23 protein-coding genes are annotated in these 23,507 nt (G+C 36.5%); 17 read left to right on the forward strand and 6 right to left on the reverse strand.

The window, feature by feature from the left end; all coding sequences use genetic code 11:
• Positions 1-98: 98 nt before the first annotated feature.
• Positions 99-1,088: an aspartate-semialdehyde dehydrogenase gene (locus tag CRT24_RS01340; protein ID WP_099369451.1), complete on the reverse strand. Its 990-nt coding sequence runs from the start codon at positions 1,086-1,088 to the stop codon at positions 99-101.
• A 367-nt stretch (positions 1,089-1,455) separates the two neighbouring features.
• Here CRT24_RS01340 and CRT24_RS01345 point away from each other — a divergent pair, with 367 nt between their 5' ends.
• From CRT24_RS01345 to CRT24_RS01360, 4 genes are all read left to right on the forward strand, one after another.
• The gene (locus CRT24_RS01345; RefSeq protein WP_099369452.1) at positions 1,456-2,406 is read left to right on the forward strand and encodes an NAD-dependent epimerase/dehydratase family protein; all 951 of its coding nucleotides are present in this window, start codon (positions 1,456-1,458) and stop codon (positions 2,404-2,406) included.
• 1 nt (position 2,407) lies between these two features.
• Entirely contained in the window at positions 2,408-3,133 is a 726-nt protein-coding gene (locus tag CRT24_RS01350) for a YebC/PmpR family DNA-binding transcriptional regulator (protein ID WP_099369453.1), read from the forward strand.
• Positions 3,134-3,208: 75 nt separating this feature from the next.
• The gene (locus tag CRT24_RS01355) at positions 3,209-3,964 is read left to right on the forward strand and encodes a hypothetical protein (protein ID WP_099369454.1); all 756 of its coding nucleotides are present in this window, start codon (positions 3,209-3,211) and stop codon (positions 3,962-3,964) included.
• Between the two features lie 58 nt (positions 3,965-4,022).
• Positions 4,023-4,766 carry a DeoR/GlpR family DNA-binding transcription regulator gene (locus CRT24_RS01360; protein ID WP_099369455.1) on the forward strand — a complete coding sequence of 248 codons (744 nt, stop codon included), beginning with the start codon at positions 4,023-4,025 and terminating at the stop codon, positions 4,764-4,766.
• Here CRT24_RS01360 and CRT24_RS01365 read toward each other — a convergent pair.
• Genes CRT24_RS01365 through CRT24_RS01375 form a run of 3 tightly spaced genes read right to left on the reverse strand, consistent with a single transcriptional unit; the run spans position 4,763 to position 8,689 of the window.
• Positions 4,763-5,884 (reverse strand): CapA family protein, encoded by a 1,122-nt coding sequence (locus CRT24_RS01365; protein ID WP_099369456.1) that lies wholly within the window; start codon positions 5,882-5,884, stop codon positions 4,763-4,765. The two genes, CRT24_RS01360 and CRT24_RS01365, sit on opposite strands and share 4 nt — an antisense overlap.
• Positions 5,862-7,235, reverse strand: coding sequence for a hypothetical protein (locus tag CRT24_RS01370; RefSeq protein WP_099369457.1), 1,374 nt, complete (start codon positions 7,233-7,235; stop codon positions 5,862-5,864). The genes CRT24_RS01365 and CRT24_RS01370 overlap by 23 nt, the downstream gene beginning before the upstream one ends.
• Positions 7,235-8,689, reverse strand: a complete 1,455-nt coding sequence (locus CRT24_RS01375; RefSeq protein ID WP_099369458.1) for a lipopolysaccharide biosynthesis protein — start codon at positions 8,687-8,689, stop codon at positions 7,235-7,237. The genes CRT24_RS01370 and CRT24_RS01375 overlap by 1 nt, the downstream gene beginning before the upstream one ends.
• 124 nt (positions 8,690-8,813) lie before the next feature.
• On the opposite strand from CRT24_RS01375, the gene CRT24_RS01380 reads away from it, so the two are divergent.
• Positions 8,814-9,737 carry a glycosyltransferase gene (locus CRT24_RS01380; protein WP_099369459.1) on the forward strand — a complete coding sequence of 308 codons (924 nt, stop codon included), beginning with the start codon at positions 8,814-8,816 and terminating at the stop codon, positions 9,735-9,737.
• On the opposite strand, the gene CRT24_RS01385 is transcribed toward CRT24_RS01380, so the two are convergent.
• Positions 9,734-10,426 (reverse strand): FkbM family methyltransferase, encoded by a 693-nt coding sequence (locus CRT24_RS01385; protein WP_099369460.1) that lies wholly within the window; start codon positions 10,424-10,426, stop codon positions 9,734-9,736. The genes CRT24_RS01380 and CRT24_RS01385 overlap by 4 nt on opposite strands.
• Before the next feature lie 183 nt (positions 10,427-10,609).
• On the opposite strand from CRT24_RS01385, the gene CRT24_RS01390 reads away from it, so the two are divergent.
• The 7 genes from CRT24_RS01390 to CRT24_RS01420 all read left to right on the forward strand — a co-directional run bounded on the left by CRT24_RS01390 (position 10,610) and on the right by CRT24_RS01420 (position 14,686).
• On the forward strand, positions 10,610-11,362 hold the full coding sequence (locus CRT24_RS01390; RefSeq protein ID WP_099369461.1) for a glycosyltransferase family 2 protein: 753 nt from the start codon (positions 10,610-10,612) through the stop codon (positions 11,360-11,362).
• Positions 11,343-11,579 carry a DUF3820 family protein gene (locus CRT24_RS01395; RefSeq protein ID WP_099369462.1) on the forward strand — a complete coding sequence of 79 codons (237 nt, stop codon included), beginning with the start codon at positions 11,343-11,345 and terminating at the stop codon, positions 11,577-11,579. The genes CRT24_RS01390 and CRT24_RS01395 overlap by 20 nt, the downstream gene beginning before the upstream one ends.
• 89 nt (positions 11,580-11,668) lie before the next feature.
• A complete protein-coding gene (locus CRT24_RS01400; protein ID WP_099369463.1) occupies positions 11,669-12,640 on the forward strand; it encodes a rhodanese-related sulfurtransferase in 972 nt (323 codons plus the stop codon).
• An 84-nt stretch (positions 12,641-12,724) separates the two neighbouring features.
• Positions 12,725-13,066, forward strand: a complete 342-nt coding sequence (locus CRT24_RS01405; RefSeq protein WP_099369464.1) for a TM2 domain-containing protein — start codon at positions 12,725-12,727, stop codon at positions 13,064-13,066.
• Between the two features lie 29 nt (positions 13,067-13,095).
• On the forward strand, positions 13,096-13,476 hold the full coding sequence (locus CRT24_RS01410; protein WP_218962552.1) for a DUF2752 domain-containing protein: 381 nt from the start codon (positions 13,096-13,098) through the stop codon (positions 13,474-13,476).
• Entirely contained in the window at positions 13,452-13,895 is a 444-nt protein-coding gene (locus CRT24_RS01415; RefSeq protein ID WP_099369466.1) for a DUF4870 domain-containing protein, read from the forward strand. The genes CRT24_RS01410 and CRT24_RS01415 overlap by 25 nt, the downstream gene beginning before the upstream one ends.
• Positions 13,892-14,686, forward strand: coding sequence for a M48 family metallopeptidase (locus tag CRT24_RS01420; protein ID WP_099369467.1), 795 nt, complete (start codon positions 13,892-13,894; stop codon positions 14,684-14,686). The genes CRT24_RS01415 and CRT24_RS01420 overlap by 4 nt, the downstream gene beginning before the upstream one ends.
• Positions 14,687-14,709: 23 nt before the next feature.
• Here the strand turns inward: CRT24_RS01420 and CRT24_RS01425 are convergent, their stop codons facing one another.
• Positions 14,710-17,448, reverse strand: coding sequence for an outer membrane beta-barrel protein (locus tag CRT24_RS01425; protein ID WP_099369468.1), 2,739 nt, complete (start codon positions 17,446-17,448; stop codon positions 14,710-14,712).
• 369 nt (positions 17,449-17,817) lie between these two features.
• Between CRT24_RS01425 and CRT24_RS01430 the strand changes: the two genes are divergently transcribed.
• The 5 genes from CRT24_RS01430 to CRT24_RS01450 all read left to right on the forward strand — a co-directional run bounded on the left by CRT24_RS01430 (position 17,818) and on the right by CRT24_RS01450 (position 23,405).
• Entirely contained in the window at positions 17,818-18,357 is a 540-nt protein-coding gene (locus tag CRT24_RS01430) for a TetR/AcrR family transcriptional regulator (RefSeq protein ID WP_099369469.1), read from the forward strand.
• An 89-nt stretch (positions 18,358-18,446) separates the two neighbouring features.
• The gene (locus CRT24_RS01435) at positions 18,447-20,153 is read left to right on the forward strand and encodes a glycoside hydrolase family 3 protein (protein ID WP_099369470.1); all 1,707 of its coding nucleotides are present in this window, start codon (positions 18,447-18,449) and stop codon (positions 20,151-20,153) included.
• A gap of 95 nt (positions 20,154-20,248) precedes the next feature.
• Positions 20,249-21,676, forward strand: coding sequence for an L-serine ammonia-lyase (locus CRT24_RS01440; RefSeq protein ID WP_099369471.1), 1,428 nt, complete (start codon positions 20,249-20,251; stop codon positions 21,674-21,676).
• A gap of 51 nt (positions 21,677-21,727) precedes the next feature.
• A complete protein-coding gene (locus tag CRT24_RS01445; RefSeq protein WP_099369472.1) occupies positions 21,728-22,219 on the forward strand; it encodes an RNA polymerase sigma factor in 492 nt (163 codons plus the stop codon).
• 145 nt (positions 22,220-22,364) lie between these two features.
• Positions 22,365-23,405 carry a peroxiredoxin gene (locus tag CRT24_RS01450; RefSeq protein ID WP_257213916.1) on the forward strand — a complete coding sequence of 347 codons (1,041 nt, stop codon included), beginning with the start codon at positions 22,365-22,367 and terminating at the stop codon, positions 23,403-23,405.
• Positions 23,406-23,507: the final 102 nt, after the last annotated feature.

Genomic DNA, 23,507 nt, shown 5'->3' on the forward strand with positions numbered 1-23,507 from the left:
CGATAGAAAAGGGATATCCATTAAGATATCCCTTTTTTGTTGGACAAAATAAAAGCGGTTCAAATTTGAACCGCTTTATATTAGTTTTATGAATCTTCTTAAATCAAACCTTTGGAATGAAGGAGTTCAGCAACCTGAACTGCATTTGTAGCGGCACCTTTGCGAAGGTTGTCAGCAACGATCCAAAGATTTAAAGTTTTATCTTGTGTCTCATCTCTACGGATACGACCTACAAAAACCTCATCTTTGCCATGTGCATCTTTAGGCATAGGGTATTCCAAATTAGCAGGATTATCTACAACAACCACGCCTTCCTGCGCTTCTAATGCAGCACGAACATCTGCTAAGTCAAATTCATTTTCAAATTCAATATTTACCGACTCTGAGTGACCGCCAATTACTGGGATACGTACAGTAGTCGCAGTAACCTTGATGGAGTCGTCGCCCATAATTTTGTTTGTCTCTAGGATCATCTTCATTTCCTCTTTGGTATATCCATTATCTTGGAATACGTCAATCTGAGGAATAACATTCAGGTCGATTTGATAAGGATAAGCCTTCTCTCCTTCAATACCTTTACGCTCATTCATCAATTGGTCTACTGCTTTCACACCAGTACCCGTAACAGATTGGTAAGTAGAAACTACCACACGTTTGATTTTATATTTTTCGTGCAATGGTTTTAATACGACAACCATTTGTATGGTCGAACAGTTAGGATTTGCAATGATTTTATCGTCCGCAGTTAATACGTCTCCATTAACTTCAGGTACTACTAATTTTTTAGTAGGGTCCATACGCCACGCTGAAGAGTTATCTATCACAGTGATTCCGGCCTCTGCAAACAAAGGCGCATATTCTGTTGAGGTGCCACCTCCTGCGGAGAATATTGCAACATCAGGTTTAAGTGCAATAGCTTCAGATGCAGTAACCACCTTATACTTCTTTCCCTTGAATTCGATTTCTTTACCCTTGCTTCTTTCAGAAGCTACTGGAATCAATTCTGTTACGGGGAAATTTCGCTCCGCTAATACTGTCAACATTTCTGACCCGACTAATCCTGTCGCGCCTACTACTGCAACTTTCATAAATAATGTTTGCTTTAAATTTTAATTATTATTGATTTTCTTAAGGTAACAAACATACTAAATAAACCTGAAGATTTTTGGAATATTTTAGCTTTTAATAATTGATTATCACAATGATAGAATAATGTTCAATGACTATTGTGTTTTGATGTAATTCGTTCAGTCAATCGTCGGTTTTATTGACAATGTTTCATTGAAAATTTGCTTTTGGAGAGTATAATATGTTGAAAGCTTTTTGAATGTAAAAAATTAAATCATACGTTTGCGCAAAATGTTGGGATTCATCCTATTCAGGCATTTTATTGGTAATTTCGCCATTATTAATGGTTATTGAAATAACTCAACTTATAAAACTATCATTTTTCAAATGAAAGAAGTCATTTTGATGATCGGAGCCAATGGACAAATTGGTTCTGAATTAGCAGCCGCATTAAGAGTTAAGTTTGGCAACGAGAATGTTATCACCTCAGATATCAGAGAGCCCAAAGAAATCGCAGCAGGCGAAATCTTTGAAACTTTAAACGTCTTAGATAAAGAAGCTATCAAAGCTTTGATATTAAAATATAAACCTACGCAGATTTATTTATTGGCAGCGATGCTTTCGGCAACCGGAGAGCAATATCCACAGAAAGCTTGGGATCTAAACATGAATGGACTGTTGAATGTCCTGGATTTAGCAGTCGAACTAGGCATTAAAAAAATCTTTTGGCCAAGTTCTATCGCTGTATTTGGACCTCATTCACCAAAAATCGATACCCCTCAATATTGCGTTATGGATCCTAACAGTATCTACGGGATCAGTAAATTGGCAGGTGAGCGTTTATGCGAATATTATCACAATAAATATGGTTTAGATATCCGCAGTATCCGCTATCCTGGAATTATTTCTTGGAGAACAGAACCCGGAGGAGGTACTACAGATTATGCTGTACATATCTTTTTTGAGGCTATTCGTCAAGGGAAATACACTTCTTTCTTGTCAGAAAGCACGGAGCTTCCGATGTTATACATGGATGACGCTGTACGTGGTACAATTGAGCTAATGGACGCGCCATCAGATAGTTTAAAAATTCGTTCAAGCTATAATTTGGCGGGAGTAAGTTTCACTCCGAAACAAATTGCTGAAGAAATTAAAAAAATTCTCCCTAATTTTGAAATCTCCTATTCAGACAATGATCCACGTCAGGCAATTGCTGATTCATGGCCTAAGAGCATCAATGATGATGAAGCAAGAGCAGACTGGGGCTGGCAGCCGACATTTGATCTGGCAGGGATGACAAAAGACATGCTGGAGAATCTTAAAACAAAACTAAAATAAAATGGGTAGAGCTTTCGAATTCAGAAAAGAAAGAAAATTTAAACGCTGGGCCAAAATGGCCGTTCAATTTACGCGTCTTGGAAAAGAAATTGCAATGGCAGTAAAAGAAGGCGGTCCTCACCCGGAGAATAACTCGCGCTTGCGTACCGCAGTACAAAATGCCAAAGCTGTAAACATGCCTAAGGACCGTGTAGAAGCAGCAATCAAAAGAGCTTCTGAAAAGGATTCCAAAGGTTACGAAGAATATGTGTATGAAGGATACGGCCCCCATGGTGTGCCTGTATTGATTGAAACAGCAACTGATAATACCAACAGAACCGTAGGGAATATCAGAAGCTATTTTACAAAAGCCGGTGGTTCACTAGGAAAAACTGGATCCCTGGATTTTATTTTCCAAAGAAAATCTATTTTCCGCTTCCCTGCAAATGATGAACTTGACGTGGAAGAACTAGAGTTGGAATTGATCGATGGTGGATTGGAAGAGTTATACGTAGAAGCTGATGAAGAAGGAAACGATATCGTGGTTGTTCAAACCTCTTTTGAAGACTTCGGGAATATGCAACGTTTACTGGAGGAAAAAGGAATTGAAGTATCCTCTGCCAAACTTGAGCGCATCTCCCTTTCACATACTGCTCTGTCTGAAGAACAAGCAGCAGATGTACTGAAAATGATCGACAAAATCGAGGAAGACGACGATGTTCAAGCAGTTTACCACAATATGGAATAATGCATTAAATGCTTATAAATATTAAACGAGAGGGCTTTGCCCTCTTTTTTTATGTCTAAATGTATACATTTGTATATGCTATCGTTCACGGAATTCTTCACGAAAAAGAAAATCGACCTCAAAGCTTTGCAGATCGGAAGACCTGACCTATATCAAGAATTTGATAGAGACTATGCTTTGATGGGTGAAAAGAGTTTCGACCACAGCAAAAAATTCTGGTTCAATAGACTGCGAAAAGATTATTTATTGCAAGAAATTGAAATTTCTGAATCTAAAAAAACTGATAGCCAAGCTGACGTTACGAAAAAAGAAGCGACAGTAGTTCGCGATAGTGCCTCTACAGATAAACAGGAGTCGGTTGCAAAACCAAAGGGTTTTACTCCACGGTTTAAAGCAAGTAACCTTCCGAAAAAAGTCGAAGAGGATATTCCATCTTCTAGCCAGCCTGAGGCAACCTCAGATGCACAGACAGAAAAAACTGAGCCTGCTTCAAAACCAAAAGGCTTTACGCCAAGATTTAAGGCAAGTAACCTTCCGAAAAAAGTCGAGGAAGAAAAAGTAAATGAAGAAAAATCTTCAGAAGAAAAAATAGAGTTAAAAGATACGAAAGAAAATATCGATACGCCTGTTTCAAAACCTGCTGGTTTTAAACCTCGGTTTAAAGCAGGTGTAACAAAAACAAATACTACCCAAGATATTCCGGACACTCATTCGGAGCAGAATACTGCACAACCTAAAGAACCATCTACCCCAACTACATCCAAACCTGTTGGTTTTAAGCCAAGATTTGCGGCAAAAAAATCTCCAGACCAAAACGACAAAGAAGAATAGAAAGAGTGTGAAACTCCCATTATTTTTATATTTTTAAATACAAAATTCAGTTTAAACTATGTTAAAAGAAGAAAGGCAAGCATATATTATACACCAAATCAACATACACAATAAAGTATTATCTTCTGATCTGAGTGTTCAATTAAATGTTTCAGAGGACACTATCCGTCGTGATTTGAATGAGTTGGCAGAAAGTGGAAAGGTACTTAAGGTATATGGTGGTGCATTATCAAAATCTTTCCAATATCCATTTCAGGAAGGAAATGTATATGCTAAGGAAGCGAAGAAGGAAATTGCTTCCAAAGCTATTTCTTTGATTCAAAGTGGTATGACCATTCTTGTGGGGGGTGGTACCAGTATGATTGAATTGGCTAGATTGGTTCCAAAAGATATTCAATGTACGTTTTTTACCATTAGCCCATTGGTTGCTTTGGAATTAGCTGAGAAAGAAAATTTAGAAGTGTTCTTGTTAGGAGGGAAACTCTCCAGAAATACCAATGTAGTTTCTGGGTCCCAAGTTATCAATGAACTGTCAGATATTAAAGTGGATCTATGTCTATTAGGGACAAATAGCTTATCGGTCGAAGAAGGTGTGACTGATTCAGATTGGGAAGTCGTGCAGATAAAAAAGGCTATGATAAAATCTTCACAGAAATTAGGAGTGTTGAGTATTGTTGAGAAATTGAATTCTAATCAGAAACTTAGGGTGTGTCAATTAAAAGATATTACTTACCTGATAACAGATTTAAACCCTAAACATCCAAGTTTAGAAGAGTTCAGTAAACAGATTACCGTTATCTAAGATCTGTTTTTACCAAAAGTTTTTATGCGAATGGCTCTTTCTACGAGCCATTTGTTGCTTTCTATAAATAGATTGTGCCAAATTAAGTTATGATTGACCTCACGATTGAAGATAGACCTCTTAACATGTTTCAACAGTTTGCCTAAGCTGTAATCCGCTAGTCCGTTAAATGGTTTCGCATAATAAGAGGCATGATGATTTTCCCAATCCACTACCGCTTTTATATTGACATATTCTTCATAATCCTTGCCTTTTAATCTTTCAGAGAGAGGATTTATGAAGTTATTGGAACTTGTTTCATCTTTTAACTCTACAGATTGGCCTTTTTTCTCAACAAGACGGAACTTAAATGCTGATAATTTCTTTTCTTCAAATATAATTTCCAATAGCCCGCCAGTATTCCATTGAGGATGATTTGAGGGATAATCAAAATAGAAATTTCCTAAGCTGTATGCGATGAATTTGCCTTTATATTCTTCTATGCCTTGGACAACGTGCGGGTGGTGAGCAATGATAACATCAGCTCCCAAATCTATCAGCTCGTGATACCTTTCTTTCCATTCTGGAATAGGAACATCCAATAATTCAACTCCAGCATGAATTTGAACGATTAGGATATCTACCTGTTTTTTGAATTCTTGTATATCGTTGTTTACTCTTTTTGCATTTACCCAGGCATGCCCAAATTCTCGGTCACCATTCAAGGCACCATAACCATTTTCACCATAGGCTAAGAATCCATAACTCACACCATCGATTGTTTTTGTATTCAAGCTATAGGCATCCTTTTCATTTCCTACACCTAATATTTCATCCTTTGGAAATTGGTCCATTGTTTTCAATAGTGCCTCTTTACCATAATCATTGATATGATTATTGGCTAAAGAGAAGCAATTGAATCCCAATTCCTGGATCCATTGGGGTGCTTCTGAATTCTGGGAAACAAGGGGCCCGGTTTTGTCGATTGGTTTTCCAAAACCCGCTATTGGAGCTTCAAAATTGCAAGACCTAATTTCTGCAGAACGGAAAAGGTTCTGCAATTCCTCAGAAAAGTGCGGTTTTTTCTCGCAAACCACATCTCCAACAAAGATGAATTTATGCTTTTTTGATGCTTGCATTTCTTCTTAACAATAAAGTTTCGATTGGTCTAATGGTAATATAAGCAAAATAAGCTTCCAAAAGGTCGTTCTTGGCACCAAGAAGTTTGAGAACTCCTTTCACTTTTGGAGTATGCATCAAGGTTTGGAAAAGACGTTCTTTTCTGCCTATATGTTGAATCTTGGAGTTTATCCAGTTTAAATACTCGGTATTAAAGACTTCTTTCAACACATCTGTGTCTAATGGCACTAAAGATTCATTCAAAAGAGCGTAGTAGTTCAATGTGTTTTGGTAAGTGTACTTATGTTTTTCCTCTTCGAAAAGCAGGTTTTGTTTTTTGAAGAAATCTCTTTGCCAAGCTCTGTTTTCTCTGCGATCTGCAGGGAGGTTTAGCATAGAAATGGAAATATCTTCATCTACAAATGGAGAATATCCGGGGTAGCCTAATTTTGCTGGGACGGAAATTAGATATTGTAACATCATCATTTTTGTCCTCATAGCCGTGATTATTCGATATTCAGATGATTTCAGATAATCTTTCTGTCTATCATAGATGGGCTCAACGATGCCAATATAATTCACATTCATGGCTAGTTTTGAATCGGCACTCATGCCATGGGTGTATCCCAAGGTACGATAGGAGGCAGCACTGTCTATCATTGGAACTTTTACAGCTCCAGCCCAAGCATCACCAATGATACCACTCAATAAATGCATTGGGTTTCCACCTTCTAATTGTTTGATCTTGTTATAAAATTCCATGTGATAGGTGCCAGAAGCAGCAACAGCTGGCCCAAACTGATCATACCACTGATCCATGTAAACATTGAACTTCCCTAAAGGAATGCGTTTCCATTGCGTACCCAAGCGCTTAGATAGCAGACCTGCATATACCGATTCGCGAGATTCATCTTGATTTAAGGATGTACCATAGGTGTAGGCATGAATTCTACGCTTATCCTTCAATAAAACATTCATCAAACGGGAGTCGAAACCTCCACTTGTTGGGATTAAAATATCATCATTGAAACCATCAGCCCATTGGTTGATGGCAGAACTGATCTTGTCAAGAACATCGTCTTCCTGGGTTGTTCTTCCCAATAAATTAAGAGTTTTGTCATCAGTTTCCTGAACTGAAAGCATGCCGTTCTGGAAATTTAAAACCTGATTCGGTAGAAGATAATGCACATCTTTTACTGGAGTATGCCCAAAAACACTATAGCCAAAATCTAAGTAGGCGGCCAATCCTTCCAGATCTATTTCTAGATCAGAATAATCTATAACCTCATTGATATCATGGCTGTATTTTCCATTTTTTAAATTGTAAAATAAAGTTTGATATCCTACCCAATTTCCTTTTGCAACTTCCATTAAGACTTTTTAACTAATTTCTTTTTTAATAAACTCAATATTTCCATCCATATATGATTTTTCATTATATGGTTGATGCCAATATATATTATTGCGAAGATAATGCTTTGTACGATGACTAAAGCTAAATTATGTTGCAATAGGTTGTAATATAAGGGTAAGTAAGCAACAGCAGCGGCTATGGCAGAAATAATCACTGAAGGCAGTAAATCTTTAATCTGAAGCAAAAGGTTATAACCATATACTTTTCCACTCATTATGCCAGCAATGATATAACAAAGGATGCGTACAGTTAATAAACCCACAGCAATCGTGGTTAAGCCATGTTCAATGGTAAAATAGAGCAATAGTAATGCGGATGTGACTTTAATGATTTCAAGGGAAAGGAAGAATTTTGATCTTCCTTTTATATTCAGAAAATTAACATTCAAGTCAGTAATGGATGTGAATATTCCTGCGAAACATAAGATCTGAAACAAAACTACAGATGGGATCCATGTATCTGTAAGGAAGAAAATAAAACCAGGTTTAGCAACACAGATTGCCAAAAAACTAATAGGTACCAAGATAAAAGCCAATGAAGACATGGTTTTTCTTGAAGCATTTAGAAATCTGGGTTTATCGTCCTGAATGGGAGTAAGCGTTGAAAGTGTCGTTCCTTGAATAATTGCTGTAATGGTTTGACCAGGAGTTTCGCCCCATTTATTGCCAGTGAAATAATATCCAGTGTCATCCAAGCTATAGTGTTTTCCAATGAAAAAGGAATAGAATGGAGAAAGAACCTTTCCTAACATATTGGAAACCATAAATGACAAGGAGAATGAAAAATGATTTTTTAAAGAATCAGGGCTAAATGTGAGATTAAACTTCCAATCGCCCCACATCCAGAGCATAATTGTCCTAAATAATGAATAAAATACGGGCTGAAGCAATAATGCCCATACACCATAACCCATTAAAGCTATTGCTATCACCAATATTCCAGCAAATAAGATGGATAGTACATTGACTCTCGCGGTGAGCTGAAACTGGAACTTCTTGAGGATTTTTACATATTGAACAATTCCAAAAGAATGCACTATGATCTGAAGAAATAATATCCTAGAATAGAGTGTAAGGCCTTCAATTTCATTGTATTTTTCTATTAATGGTGCCGAAAAAAATAGGATGAAATAAAGGACAACACTGATGGCGAGGTTGAAAACAAACATTGTAGAATAATCTTTTTCTTCAACGACTTTAGACCTTACCAGGGATGTTGCTAACCCACTGTCGACAAATGCGGTAGCAATAATCGAAAAGATCATAAGGACTGCCACAACACCAAAATCCTCCGGCATCAATATCCTAGCGGTGATAATACCTACTATCGTAACGATAGCTTGGTTTCCAAACCTATCTAGGGCATTCCAGAATAGTCCTTTGATGGTGATGTTTTTCGTGTTTTCGCTCATGAATTTGATTAATCAACAAATTTAGGAAAGATTCTTGTACAGCATAAGAAAAAAGCATTATACTTAATGCTTTACAAGATTTACTCATATATTTGATTTATAATACTTTGATTTTGCTTTTTTCATGTTAGCACCGATCGCATTATTTGTTTATAATAGACCCACACATACTAGGAAAACCTTAGCAGCATTAGAAGCCAATACGTTGGCGGAGGATTCTGAGATTTATATTTTTTCAGACGGTGCAAAGACGGCTCAAGATGTTGATGCAGTGAATCAAGTTCGTTCCATTATCCGTGAACCTTGGAAATTCAAACATATTTTTATCATAGAACGATCTCAAAATAAAGGTCTTGCTAACAGTATTATTGAAGGAGTAACACAGGTTGTTCAAAAGCACGGACGAATTATTGTGTTGGAAGATGACCTTGAGACTTCTGTTTATGCTCTTCAATATTTCAATGATGCCTTGAACCAATATGAAGACCAAGAAAAAGTGATGGAAATTTCTGGTTATATGTATCCTGTAGAAAAGCCTAAAAAATTGCCGCAATCATTTTTCTTCAGGGTAGCAAATAGTTGGGGCTGGGCAACATGGGATAGAGCATGGAAGCATTTCAACCCTGATATAGAAGAATTGACAAAAGGATTCACCAGAAAAGACAAGAAGGCATTCAGTGTTGACGGTTCGGAAAATTTTTGGAAACAAGTCAAACAATTTAAAGCTGGAAAGATAAATTCTTGGGCCATTCGGTGGAACCTTTCTGTTTATAATCAAGGCGGATTGGCATTATACCCTAGATATTCTTTTATCCAGAATACAGGGACAGACGGCTCCGGTACTCATTCTGATGTGGATAAAGTTTATCGAGTAGAATTGTCCAAAAAACCTGTCCGTAAGTTTCCTGTCATCATTGAAGAAGATCCATTGGCTTATGATGCCATCAAACATTTCTACAAGAATAGAAAAGGCACCTTTTTTGAAAGATTGGCCAAATTCCTTGAAAAGAAATTGTTAGAACGCAGAATGCGTAAGGTGAAACATTAGTTTTTCTCTAGATTCTTAAAGAATAATGTTCTTTTGGTCTTGGCCACAAGTGCATACTTTTTCTGTAACATCAGTTGATAGACCTCAGATTTTTCTAATTCAGCAATAGCAAGCTCTTCTTCAACCAACACAAATGTTGGTCTATAAGTTTCCCAATCATTGCTGTTTAAAACAATAAGATCAAAACCTTCGGCATCAACCGATAGAAAATCTATTTTCTTTCCTTTGGGAACATATTTATGGAGTACATCTTTTAGTGGAAGGGTTGGAACTGGGATGGTTTTAACAAGATGATATTTGGAATTTAACCCATCTCTTTTTTCTGAAACCTCCTTTGAAAATCCATTGAGTGCGGGCTCATTAAAACAATAATAAGTCAATTCCTGAGGGCTTTCACTAATACCTATATTCAAGTTTATGTCCTTGCTGCGGAACCATTTGAACCATTTCATGGCTTCGGGAGAAGGTTCAATATTTATTCCTCGCCACCCTTTTTTATAGAAATACATCGTATTGGAAAAGCGGTAAGGATGGTGTGCACCAACATCTACAAAAAAGCCCTTATAATTTTTTCTCCCTTCATAGAAGCCGCGGATTACCATATCTTCCCCTTCTTGAGAAAAAGATCGAGCATGAAAGAATTTATGAATCGGGAAGTTTTTTAAAATCGCCTGCTTTAGTTTTGACATTCGGCTTAAGTTTATACAATTGTTAATATTCAGCAGTTAAAGTACAATTAATTTTAAATAGCTGAATGGTCTCATCCAAAAATTTAAGACCTTTTTACATTTTATGCGTTTTGATTTCTTCTTTTGTTATTTTTCATTTCCTTATTTTTGTAGGGTTAACTCATATTAATAATACCCATAAGCATGGCTTATCCTAAAGTTTCTATTATTACCATTGTCTACAATAACGTTCGAGATATTGGCTATACGCTTTCATCGGTAGATCAGCAGACTTATCCCAACATTGAATATATTGTGGTGGATGGTAAGTCAAATGATGGGACTTTGGAGGTCATTGAACAGTATAAAGACACCATTAGCAAATTGGTTTCTGAGAAGGACAACGGAATTTATGATGCGATGAACAAAGGCTTGTCCATGGCAACTGGTGATTATGTGCTGTTCTTGAATTCTGGCGATGAGCTATATTCCTCAAATACTTTAGAGAAGGTCTTTGGAAATGAAGATAACGCTGATATTTACTATGGAGAGACAAAGTTAATCAATGAAGACCGTGAAATTTTGGGAGATCGAAGGCATAAAACGCCCGAGCACTTTGATTGGCAATCTTTCAAATATGGGATGAATGTATGTCACCAAGCTATCTATATCAAAAGAAGCCTGACCACACCTTACGATTTGCAATATAAATTGAGTTCGGATATTGATTGGGTTATCAGGGCGACAAAAAAAGCAGAAAAAATAGTCAATGTTAAAGACTATGTTGCTAAATATTTGGTTGGAGGCATGTCTCAACAAAGGCATAAACAGAGCTTAAAAGAAAGGTATGAAATTTTCAAGAAGTATTACGGCTTTGTTCCTAACTTGATTAACCATGCTGTCATTGCTGGCCGCTTATTGTTACATAGACTGAGGAATGGCAAAACAAGAGACTAATTTTTTCGACCCTAATCTCTTGGTTGAATTGGCAAACACAAAAATGCCATTCGGAAAATATCAGGGATATTTAATGGTTCATTTACCAGAAGCTTATTTAGCCTGGTTCAAACAAAAAGGTTTTCCACCCGGTAAAATGGGGGTTATGTTGGAGACTTTATATGAAATTAAGCTCAATGGCCTGACCTATTTATTGACTCCTTTGATCAAAAAGTGATGAATGTCAATTTTTGATTGTTCAATTTTTTTATCTTTGCATCATAATTTTAAACATTAAACGCCGTTTGCAGCGGTATCAATGAATATATGGCACAATATCAAACATTGCTGTACTATTGTTACAGCCCTATCGAGAACGCGGAAAAATTCGCTGAAGATCACTTAGACTTTTGTAAATCACTTGGACTTGTCGGACGTATTATCGTAGCCGATGAAGGTCTAAACGGAACTGTCTCTGGAACTCCTGTTGCTGTTAAATCTTATATGGAGCATGTACATGCAGATCCAAGGTTCGCAAAGACAGAATTTAAAATCGATGATGTCGAGGAGCTCTCGTTTATAAAAATGCACTGCCGTTATAAGGAAGAAATTGTGCATTCAGGGTTGCGTAATCCATCAGAAATAGATCCTAATAAACAAACTGGTGTACATCTTGAGCCTAAGGAATTTTTGGCTATGAAGGATCAGGAAGATGTTGTTATTCTTGACGTTCGTTCAAACTATGAGCATAATGTGGGGCGATTTAAAAATGCCGTAACATTGGATATTGAGAATTTCCGCGAATTCCCTGAGAAAGTTAAAGAACTTGAACATTTAAAAGGCAAGAAGATATTAACTTACTGTACTGGAGGAATTAAATGTGAAAAAGCGTCAGCCTTATTGTTAAAAGAAGGTTTTGAAGATGTTTATCAATTACATGGCGGAATAATTAAATATGGTAAGGAAGCTGGTGGTGAGGATTTTGAAGGAGAATGTTATGTTTTCGACAACCGTGTTACAGTTCCAGTGAATTCTGTAAACCCATCGATCGTATCAACATGTAGAACCTGTGGGAAAGTTACACAGAAAATGATTAACTGCGCAAATCCGGAATGTAATGAACACTTCACCCAATGTGATGAATGTGGATGGGAATTGGATGGTTGCTGTTCCAATGAATGCCAAACACATCCTAGGAAGCGTGAATATGATGGTACTGGATATTATGTAAAAGTACCTCAACCGGTTAACATCGAGAAAATCTCAAAAAGAAAACATAAAAAGTTGATTAAAAATTAATTGTTTATTAAAATATTTCAAAAAATCCATTTATCTTTCAAATAGGTAAATGGATTTTTTTTACACACTAAATAAATATGAAAAATGGATAGTCAAAAAGTTGACATGTTCTTAATCACTAACAACAAGTTTTTTGAATCTTATCAATTGATGGAAATCAAGGATTTGTTGACAAAAGTTGACGACAGCAAGCTGACGAATGTTCAGATACAACAGTATAAAGACCCAACAACAGTTTTGATTGTTTCATTGTTAGGTGGGACTTTTGGAATTGATCGGTTTATGATTGGTGATACAGGCCTTGGAATTGCCAAACTGTTGACCTGTGGTGGTTTCGGAATTTGGACAATCATCGATTGGTTCTTAATTATGGGGGCTACTAAATCCAAGAATTTTGAAAAATTAGTAACTGCACTAAGTTATTAGTTGTGGTCAATCAAAGAAACAGACTGTATTTGATAACAGGGATAGTTTGTTTCTTTGCCATTCTATGGCTATTGATTGATTATATCAGTTGGGCAGAAATAACAGTTTGTCCTGTAAAATTAGTGAGTGGTTATCCTTGCCCATCTTGTGGAACCACAAGGTCTATTCAAGCATTAATGCATGGGCATATCGGCGAAGCATTCATGATTAACCCATTCGGGATCATTTCTGTAGCGATTATAATAGGTGTTCTGATTTTATTGATGTTAGATTTAACAACAAAAAAAGATTATTATTACAAGACCTATAGAAAGATAGAATTGTACTTGCAAAAACATAAAATAGTAAGTGCTGGATTAATTATATTGGTTATTATAAACTGGGCATGGAACATATCCAAGGGTCTATAAACTTCAATCCAAAAGAAATTTCTGAAGATGAGCGTGAATATGCATCAAACAGCTATTTGATGTCTCTATTTGCATTATTCGTAGGTTTGCCACTACCCATATTTAACCTTATTGCAACCATTATTTTTTATTTGGGAAATAGAAAGAGACCTAAATTTGTTAAATGGCATTGTACTCAAGCTTTAATTTCACAATTCGCAATTTTCTTCTTTAATTCTGCTGCTTTTTGGTGGACTATATCTATTATTTTTAACCATAAAGAAGTAACCAATTATTATATATCTTATATAATCTTGGTATTAGTTTTAAATACCATCGAGATTATTTCAACAATTTACACCTCAATTCAAACCAGAAAAGGGATTCATGTTCGTTGGTTCTTCTTTTCGGATTTAACAGATAAAATCATTGAGAAATGAAGATTTTTGGAAAATTACTCCTTTTAATTTGTGGGATATCCATTTTCTATTTCCTTTTAATTCAGGTGAATTGGAAAGCTGTGTTTGAAATCGAAAAGAATCATGATCGTCTTGAAGCAAAACTAGGGAAATTGGTCCTTGATCATGTAAAAGAGACTTATGAGGTTATTGATGATGAGCAACTGAATTCTACTTTGGACTCGATATTCATACCTATTTTAAAGGAAAATTATATTTCAGCTAAAAATTACGATTTATACCTCATAAAAAGTGAAGAGGTCAATGCTTTTGCTTTGCCGGATGACAAAATTATTGTAACTACTGGTTTGATCAATTTTTTGGATAGTTCAAATTATCTATCTGCAATTCTGGCGCATGAAATTGCACATTGTGAAAAAAATCATGTGATGAGGGCCTTGATAACTAATTTTGGCTTGGATTTGTTACTATCTGGCTCTGGAACTGGTGAAATTACCAATTTTGTTACTGGCCAAGCTTATTCAAGAAAATTAGAAAAGGAAGCTGATGAACTTGCTGTTGATTATCTTGAACAAGCTAAAATAAATTCCCATAGCATGGCTCAAGTGATGGAATTGTTTGATGTATACTTAACTTCTGATGATGTTGTAAGCTGGATATCTTCCCACCCAGCACCCGCAGACCGGAAAAAATACCTCTTACAGAAAATAAATAGATTGAATACTGAAGATCAATTGTATAAAAACCCCATTCATACTAAAACTTGGACAGGATTCCAAAATAAAGTCGCAGCATTGGATAATGAACATTAATTGTTCGACGAATAATTTTATAGTTAATCTTCTCGAGAACCTCTTCCTCCGAAATTTCTCAAATTATAGCTTACACTCAGCAAAAAGTATCTCGTAAGGGTATTAGAGGTGATATTTGAGATAGAAATTTCAGAAACTCTTCTATTTATGTTTTTCGCATTATTGAATAAATCGAATGCCTTTAGTGATATCTCGGCATTTTTCTTTTTAAATACTTTGTAGCCGATGGAAGCATTTAATAAGTTGGTGGAAATTCCTTCTGCACCCATTACTCCACCATTGTACAGGTAAGAATAATTGTAGCTCATCGTCATATTCTTAAAGAACTCTAAAATAAAAGTATTGCTGACCCTATGATTTGTTATCTGATAATGTGAGATTTCACTCATAGGGTTGTTGGTGAAATTCATGTTCAGGTTATAGTTAAAGCCAATGATGATCTTTTTACTAAAATTGGTGTATATCCCAACATGTTGACTGAAGCCATAGCTATGGTTGGGCATCAATTCTTTGTTGAGGATGGCATAATTTCTATTGTAAAATAAGTTATTGTTTAAATTCAGATTGAACCCTAGCTTCTTTAATGGCAATCCATAATTATTGTTGGCTCTTAATTGAAATACACCATTTATGTTTTCTGGTACCGCATATTGACCTCCTGCACCTAATATAATATCATCAAACAGCGTTATTGTGCTGTCTGTGGTCATCGTGTTCATAATGATTTTATCGTTGATATAATCAAAGTTTATGTTGCTTGTAAAGCTTCGGCCGTTTTTTCTATTCACATCGCGATATTGAAACCTTAATCGGTGCGATTGTTCTTGATTTAGGTTTGGATTACCGTTTCGGAGGAAAAGTTCGTTGGAATTATCAATATAATCCTGAAGCTGTTCAATGGACGGGGTATTGGTTTGTTTGTTGTAGTTGAATTCTAAGTTCCGCTCTTTAGTGAAGAAATAGACCACAGTCATTTCCGGTAGAAAGGCACCAAAGTCAGCTGTGGTTTTTAGATCTATAGGAAAGGTTCGGTCATTAGTTCTTATCCCTCTTTCATAATTGATTCCGATTTGAAATCTGAAAGTGTCTTGTTTGTTGTAAGCATATGATATACCGGCACTATGATGATTGAAATCATTTCGGAACTCATTAGACAGCCTTTCGTTTAATTCATCGAATTGCCCCGTTTCTGCCAAGAACTCCATGGTTTTCCTATCGGAGTAGTTACTGGTATTTCGAAATCCATAATTTGCCTGAAATCTTGAAATCTTAGATAAATTATAGGTGTATGAGAGCCTGCCGTTATAGCCACTACCATATCCATTGGTAATACTTTCTCTATTGTTGGTATCAATTCGGTCGAGCATCGCATCTTTGTAGTATTGATTAAAAGATAATGTCCTGCCCAAGGCTTCATTGCTGCTCTTATTCCCATCAAGGTTCAACGATATTGTTTGGCCAGATTTCCTTAATCTGTGCATATATGTCAATGAGCCCCCAAAACTGAAATTACTGTTATTGTTGTTGAATTTGCGATCAGAATTATTCAGCGGTTCCGAACCTTCTTTCATCATATTACTAACCGAAGAATTGAAAATATCTCGGTTTGTATAAGATAAGTTCGGATTTATATCCAATCTGTTCATGCTGTCGATATCCCATTTCAATCTACCTCGAAGATTATGCTCTGAATTTCCGTTCTCCCCTTCTTGTTGTTGTTTTTGAAATTGGTTTGCCCGAGTTCCTGTTGTATATTCAACGTCGGAAAGCGTATTGGTAATGGTATTGCTGCTACGGAACCTATAATTTCCATTTACTTCCAATTTTTTGTCCAAGAAGGTGTTTGTATAATTTGCGGCAGCAGCGTAGGTGTCAGAAAGACCTCTATCTGTATTGTTGTTTCCTCTCCTGAACCCACCTCTTCCTTGCTCAGAGAAATCAGTTTCATTGATGTTGTTTGCCATTATGTTGATGGAAACCTTTTCATCACCTCGGAAAGCATTCACTCCAGTATTTAAGCTGAATTTATCCTCATCTCCTTTGCCAGCATTAAATTTTCCAAACAGGCCCTTTTTCTTATCGGGTTTAGTTACAATATTGATCACTTTAGACCTCTTCCCGTCATCAAATCCTGAGAACTTTGATTGCTCACTTTTCTCATCGATGATCTGTAGTTTGTCGATTATATCAGCAGGAAGTGTCTTGAGTGCAACTTTAGGGTCTGTGCTAAAGAATTCCTTGCCGTCTACCATAATTTTAGTTACTTCTTCACCATGAGCTGAAACCTTTCCATCTTCATCGATTGTTACTCCGGGTACTTGAGCGACCATCTCATCTGCGTCAGCATATTCGCGTGTCGCAAAATTCCGGGAATTGAATTCTAGTGTATCACCACGAACAGCAACATTGGGTGCCGGTGCAATAGTAATCTCCTCAATTATAATTTCCCCCGGTTCCAATTCTACCACAACAGATTGTGTTGCTTTATTAACATCCAGCTGTTGCTCAAACTTTTTGAACCCCAAGAGAGTTCCAGATAACTGATATCTTCCAGGGTTTACTCGCTCAAAGGAAAATGCTCCCTTGTCATTGGACTTTGCAGATCTCACCGTTGAGTCTTTTAAGTTCAAAAGCTGTATGCTGGCATCTTGTAAGGGATTGGCTTTAGTTTTGTCCTGCACTTTCCCAGAAACAATGCTCTGTGCTTGACTGATAGAATGACTAAATACGATGATCAATAAAAATGGCAAAAGGCATTTCATGGTTAGGCCGCTGGTAAATTTTTTTCAATAATATAGCTTTTAAATGAGAGCAACTTTATAATCACAAAAAAGATACAAGATGTTCTAACAATCGTATTCTAAATCACTTATCATTGTAGTGCCACAGAAAAAAGACATTCAGAAAAAAAGAGGGCACTGAAAAACTATCCATTAAAAAAGGGCTTATGAATTTTTATGTTCATAAGCCCTTATCTTTTTTCTATTTGAATGCTTCTATATTTTAAGTCGCAAATACTCGATTCTCAAAGGGTTTAACACATGGTTTTCAAGCATTTTGAAACCTCTAAATTTTTAAGAAGACTTTTTCAGTACCCTCGAAAAAAATGGATATATTTGCTCCATAAGTCAATGAAAGAAACAACGCTCAGTAGAAAGGAAAAGATATTGCAAACTGCTTTGCAGCTATTTGCCAGTAAAGGTTATCTTGATACCTCTACCAAGGAGATTGCTGCAAAGGCTGGAGTTTCTGAAGCGCTTATCTTTAAACATTTTGGAAATAAAGATGCGCTTTTGGCACATATTGTTAAATCTGGGTATCGGAAAGTTCTTTTGCATCATAAAGGAATGATGACTTATAAAGGTGCCAAAGACTTTTTGAAAAACATGGTTCAATTTCCAAGCAAGCTTGTTGCTGATGACCCACAGTTTTGGAAATTGCAGGAGAGACTTTCACATCATAGCTTCTCAAAGTCCCAACATGAACTTTTTATAAAACCCGTACAGCCAATTGTACTCAAAGCATTCCAGGAACTCAGGTATGAAAATCCGGATTTGGAAACACAATTCTTATTGTTGATAATTGATATGCTTTGGAAAAAAGAAGCATGTGGTGAATTAGACAATGCTGCGGAATTGGCAAAATTGGTAGAGGCAAAATACAATCTCTAGACTGCGGTTTTGTGCGTGTTGTGTTTTAAAAATGCAAAATATTTTAAAAACTAACTAAAATTCCCGTATTTCGTATAAACTATATTGTGATGATTAAGAAACTATTCTGTATCGGATTGCTGTCCATTATGCTTATTTCTGCGGGATTTGCCCAAAATAAGCCCAATTTCATAAATTTTATCAACCAAAAGCATACCTGGGTCGATTCTGTATTTAATACCTTGACTCCAAAACAACGTATTGCGCAGCTTTTTTTAGTTAGAGCACATACCAATCTTGGTCAAAAATATATTGATTCTGTAAAACAAGTTATTGAAAAAGAGCAGTTAGGTGGCTTAGTAGTTTTTCAAGGGGGACCGGTTAGACATGCAAATATGTTCAATCAATATCAAAAAGTCAGTAAAGTTCCTTTGTTGATAACATTTGATGGTGAATGGGGATTAGGAATGCGTATGCCGGATTCTACAATTTCTTACCCTTACCAAATGACATTGGGAGCAATCCAAAACAACAATATGTTGTATGAGATGGGGCGCCAAGTTGCTCGCGATTTCCAAAGAATTGGCATGCATTTCAACTTTGCGCCAGTTGTTGACATCAATAACAATTCTAAAAACCCAGTAATCAATTTCCGTTCTTTTGGAGATGATAAATATAAAGTAACTGCCAAGGCTAAAGCCTATATGGATGGTATGGTTCAAGGCGGCATTTTGGCATCTTTGAAACATTTTCCAGGTCATGGAGACACAGATGTTGACTCCCACCATGACCTGCCACAGTTAAAATTTGACAAAACTAGACTAGACAGCTTAGAGTTATATCCATTCCGAGAATTAATAAAGGATGGAGCTCCATCAGTTATGGTTGCTCACATGAATATTCCTGCATTAGACGCTACCCCAAATATTCCATCATCGATCTCGAAGAAGGTTGTTACTGACCTTTTGCGTAAGGAATTAGGTTTTCAAGGTTTGACGGTAACGGATGCAATGGATATGAACGGCGTGAAAAAATACTTTCCTCGAGGAGAAGCTGATGTCATGGCTATCGAAGCCGGACATGATCTTTTGGAAGTTTCTGAAAATAGCGGCCGTGCAATTGATCTTATAGAAAAAGCAATCAAATCTGGAAGAATTTCTCAAGCATCTGTTGATGCTCGTGTAAAGAAAGTATTGGCTGCAAAATTATGGCTAGGATTAAATCAACCAAAAGTAGTTAATAAAAATAACCTTTATCAGGATTTAAATACCCCAAGTGCTCAAAGTCTTGTTCAACGTATCGCTGATGCGGCGGTAACTTTATTGAAATCTGAACGTGGTCTTAAAAGATTTGATCCAAAAAGATCTACATCCATCGTGAGTGTAGGCATTGATAAAGCTCAAGATTTTGAAAAAGGACTTGCCCTTCAATTGAGTGACTTCGAACAGTTCTTTATAAAAGGGAATGAAACCGAAGAACAACTGAAAGAGTTAATGAAAGAATCAAAAGACAATCGTCAAATTATCTTAGTTATTCATGATAATCGCAGTAGACCACGCAGTGAACTGGAATTGAATGATGCTACCAAAGAATTTATTGACAAGATTGCCGGTAGAAGAACCATATCGATTATGTTGACAAATCCGTATGCATTAAATTCAGTTGATGTGATGCGTAGTTCATCTGTTTTACTGGGCTATCAAAATGATTTCTTTATGCAAAAAGCGGTTTTAAAGGCATTGTTAAAACAAATAAAACCTGAAGGAAAGCTTCCAGTAACTATTTCAGAGAATTTAAAGAATGGAGATGGAATCTAATTCCAATCTGTTAACATAAAAATAAAGAGCCAGTAAGTTTTACTGGCTTTTTTTATTCAAAAGAAAGACTAATTTTGTTGAGTAGATTGAGTAATATGGCAAAAGAGCAGATTTCAATATTCGATATGTTTAAAATAGGAATTGGACCCTCCAGTTCCCATACTTTAGGTCCTTGGCGTGCGGCACAGCGATTTGTGGAAACTTTGGAAAAGAGAGACTTACTAAATCATATCAAGGAAGTGAAAATACTGCTGTACGGCTCCTTAGCAAAAACTGGAGTTGGCCATGGTACGGACATCGCCGTGTTATTAGGGCTTAGTGGAGACGATCCTGTAACATTCGATGTCAGTGATGTCGTACCTAAGGTCGAGCGAATTAAAGCCAATAAGAAAATGAGTATCGGGGGGAAGAAAGATATTGACTTCTCCTATCAGGATGATTTACTTTTCCTTTACGACCAAAGCCTTCCTTTTCACCCGAACGCTGTAACTTTTCAGGCATTCCTGGACAATGAAACAGCGGTTTCAGAAACATATTATTCCATTGGTGGTGGATTTGTGGTTCAAGAGAATGACACTGAAAGTGTCCTTTCTGAAATTGACCTTCCTTTCCCAATTGATACAGCACAGGAATTAATGGTTTCCTGCATGCGGACAGGATTAAAAATATCTGAACTCGTATTGGAAAATGAATGCTCTTGGAGGCCAGAACAAGAAACAAAAGAGGGTGTTCAAAAAATATTTCAAACCATAAAAGAATGTATTTACAAAGGATGTCATACTGAAGGTGTGCTACCCGGTGGGCTTCATGTTGAACGCAGGGCATCAAAACTTAACAAAAGAATGTTGAAAGGCAGATCCTACAGTGATTTTGATTCCTGGGTTGAGGCCATTCGTGCTGGGGGTAAGGATTTTGGATACATTTTGGATTGTGTAAGTTGTTTTGCACTTGCCGTTAATGAGGAAAATGCATCTTTTGGTAGGGTTGTTACTGCTCCGACCAATGGTGCTGCAGGAGTAATTCCTGCTGTTCTTCAATATTATATTGTTTTTCACGATTGCTATAAGGAGGATAAAATCATCCAATTTATTGCTACAGCATCTGAAATAGGGTCGATTTTCAAGAAAGGGGCGACGATATCTGCTGCCATGGGAGGGTGCCAAGCAGAGATCGGTGTATCTTCAGCAATGGCTGCCGGTGCTTTGACCGAGTGCCTCGGAGGATCGCAAAGACAAGTATTGATGGCTGCAGAGATCGCTATGGAGCATCATTTGGGATTGACTTGCGACCCAATCGGTGGTTTGGTGCAGATACCATGCATCGAAAGAAATACCATGGGAGCAATTAAAGCAATTACTGCTGCGCAACTCGCACTTCAGTCAAATCCAGACAAAGCAAAAGTTAGTTTAGACGCCGTAGTAAGCACAATGTGGGATACTGCACAGGATATGAATATCAAGTATAAAGAGACCGCAGACGGTGGATTAGCAATAAAAGTACCACTTAGCTTGCCAGAATGTTAGGTAAATAAATAAAAAAACTATTATTTTGCATTCTGAAAGACAACCTAAAGAATGCATAACTATTTCATATTGACTGATGAGGAGCTGTTTGATTTAATCAAGCAGGATCAACAGTTGGCATTCAATGAACTCTATAATAGGTATAAAAAGCCTATGGTTGGTCTTGCATTAAAATTGGATGATGATGATGCTGTTGAAGATATTGTACATGATTTGTTTATAAAATTATGGACCAATAGAGAAAACATTCAAATCAATCAACAATTTAAATCCTATATATACCGCGCCCTGCGGAATAAAATCCTAGATTACTTCGCACATCAATTGCATGAACGGAAATACCTAGATTCATTAAGACATTTCGGAGAAACTTTTGTAGATAGTGCTGACTTTCATATTAGGGAAAAACAGTTCCTAGTAGAACTAGATAGGCTCATGGATAAATATCCGCCGCAAGATAAAATTATACTTAAAATGCGTATGGATGGATATACAAATACAGAAATTGCTGACCATTTGGGATTGTCAGAAAAGACTATCTGAAATAAATATAGCTTAATTATCAAGGCTTCAGGTGGTAAATTGAAGATTCTTACTATTTTTTATTTTTTTCTAGGGACATAAGGTTTTGACAATCGTCTTTCTATTGTTTTAACCATATTTTATCCTCGTGATAAACCGTAATTCGATGAATATTGATCAAAACATTTTGGACCGTTATTTTCTGGGCACTTGCAGTGCCGAGGAAAAGCAATTAGTTGAGACTTGGTTTGCTCAACTAGGCGATGATGATTCTATCGATACGGAAAGGATTGAAAAAATAGTCGCTCGAATAGACCATCGGATCCAACCTGTAACAGGAAATCAAGAGGAACCATTAGCTATAGATGATTATTCAGAAGAACCTAAAAAGATTAAGAGGTTCCCTATTTTGTCTATGGTAGCTTCTGCTGCTGCTATTTTATTAGTTTTTGGAATCTTATTCTTTCAGCAATTCAGAAATCAAGAACCTCAATTGGCGGATATAGCAGCTCCAACTGGTGAAAATTCAATAATTGTCTTTGAAGATAATACAGAATTGGAACTTGATAAACTAAAGGTAGAATCAACATGGAACAATACCGTTGCTAAAAACAGATTGGAATTCATTAAGAAACACCCTGAAAACACAATGAGCTTAGTATATCTGGAAAATCTAGCGAATACGAACAATCCAGAATACGATATCAAGGGTATGTTTGCTAATCTGTCAGAGGAAATCAAAACGTCTAAAAGAGCTGAACGCCTCCTGAATACTTTGAGAGCAAGAGCACTTGTAGTAGGTGCTGACGCTTATGACTTTGAACAAAATGATGTTAATGGCAAACCTGTTAAACTTTCTGATTTCAAAGGTAAATATGTGCTTATTGATTTTTGGGCATCATGGTGTAAGCCTTGTCGTCAAGAGAATCCAAATGTCGTAAAAGCTTATCAAGCATATAAAGACAAAAACTTTGAAATATTGGGAGTGTCTTTGGATAGCGATAAGAAAAACTGGTTAAAAGCAATCAAAGACGATGGGTTGACTTGGACAAATGTATCTGACCTAAAAGGTTGGAAAAACGAAGTTGGCGAATTATATGCTATTAAAGCTGTTCCGACAAATTACTTGATTTCTCCTGAGGGAAAAATTATAGCTAAAGATCTTCGCGGTGCTGATTTGGAAAAATTCCTAGCCGAGAAATTATAAAATATTTGGAGTAATGATTCCTACTCCCTTGTTTGTTGTTTATAAGTAGATGAGGTCATTATCGCCCGATAATGGCCTCTTTTTTTGTCTCATTTTTCTATC

Source organism: Sphingobacterium sp. 1.A.5 (assembly GCF_002734235.1).
GTDB classification, from domain to species: domain Bacteria; phylum Bacteroidota; class Bacteroidia; order Sphingobacteriales; family Sphingobacteriaceae; genus Sphingobacterium; species Sphingobacterium daejeonense.